The sequence below is a fragment of the Martinezella calliandrae genome, from assembly GCF_030272695.1.
Taxonomy (GTDB): domain Bacteria; phylum Pseudomonadota; class Alphaproteobacteria; order Rhizobiales; family Rhizobiaceae; genus Rhizobium; species Rhizobium calliandrae.
On sequence record NZ_JARFYN010000139.1, the window covers coordinates 1 to 1597 of the forward strand.

The window sequence follows — 1597 nt, forward strand, 5'->3', positions numbered from 1 at the left end:
CTGTAAGCGCCGTCTCCGCCCCATTGGATTGGCTGTATTTTGAGGCTTGCCGCGTGTGCGAGAAGGTTTCCAGGACTATCTGGAGATTTGCATGGCAGATGATGGATTTGTTGGTCGCTCACATGGGAAACTCAGCGTCAAGTTGATTATTGCATTTTGGCATTCCTCAAACGTTTCGGTTCCGAGTTCGGGCTCAATACTGTGTGACACGGCTTGTTTCGCGAAGCCTGATCAAACTCACATCCGGTCGCCGACGACTGCGGCTGCACCAATTTCCCGCTTGCGGCGGGCTGAGCCCGGGAGGACGTGACCATTCTACGAAACGGCATTTTTGTGCCATACGACCAATCGGTTCGCCACCCGGATCCGCCGGGGTTCATGAGACCCCGGTAGATTTCAGAAAGATTGAAGTCGTGCCGATGCTACGCGGTTTTCACGATGGCGCCCTCGATCACGACCCCGGAGCTCACGTATTTCCAAAGCGCCACCAGCAGCTTGCGTGCCAGCGCGACAATGGCCGTTTTCTTCATGCGCCCGCCATTGCGTTCAACGCGCGCCTTGAACCATTTCGTCAGTGCCGAATCCGGCTGATGGCGCAACCACAGCCAGGATAACTGGATCAATGTTGTCCTCAGTTCCGGATTGCCTGCCTTCGAGACCCCCTGTTCCCGATTGATCGAACCGCTTTGCCAGGGTGTTGGCGCGAGACCGGCATAAGCGGCGACCTGACGGCGATTGCTAAAATGCCGGAACAGTCCCTCCGACCAGAGGATGTTCGCAAACTCCGCGCCGATCCCTTTGATCCCGAGCAGCATCGTGACAGCCGATGGCTTCGTGCCATGCCTGGATTGTGCCTCGATTAGCGCATCGCGTTCATCCTCAATGATCCTGATCTGACGCATCACCAGTTCCAGCCGGTCCAGTTCACGGCCGATCTGCGCCTTCATATGCCGCGGTAATGCCTCTCCATCTCCCGTTCGCAACTCTTCCAGACGCTCGCGCCGGTCTTTATGAAGGGGCTCGTATTCCGTGACGCCCTGCGAGAACAACAGGCCTTTGATGCGGTTGACATGCGCGACACGTTCGACCATCAACGCTTTGCGTTCGCGACCGATCCGTCGCCGGTCTTCTTCCTCGCGAGAGATATTCCGCACCATGGAGCATACACGGGGCTCATCTCTCTTGAACGCCAGCAGAACCCGCAACAGTGCCTCGCCATCAACGCGATCGGTCTTCACACGTCTCCGTTTGCGTGATGTCGCGATCGACGCTGCATCCACGATATGGCTCTCGACACCTTCCTTGACGAGAGCCCGGTGGAGCCAGAAGCCGTCGAGGCCTGCCTCCTGGATCGTGATGACCGGCCAATTCTGCCCAGTCCGATGTCGGCCATTTTCGCGCAACTTTGCAAACAGCTCGAACAGCCCGGCAATGTTGCCCGCCGTAATGGAATATTTCGACATCTTCTCGCCGTTCCCCGGCACCAACGCCGTAATCAGCCAGGTTGAACGAGACAGTTCCATCGAAACAAAAATTGCGGCAAGGTTGGTCTGGATGGCGGTCGAAGCGTCTGTATTCTTGAACATTGGGACCTCAG

Annotated in this window: 1 protein-coding gene; it reads right to left on the reverse strand. The window is 57.0% G+C overall.

Annotated features, from left to right (window positions below; all coding sequences use genetic code 11):
- Positions 1-422: 422 nt before the first annotated feature.
- On the reverse strand, positions 423-1586 hold the full coding sequence (locus PY650_RS36350) for an IS110 family RNA-guided transposase (protein ID WP_285884931.1): 1164 nt from the start codon (positions 1584-1586) through the stop codon (positions 423-425).
- Positions 1587-1597: the final 11 nt, after the last annotated feature.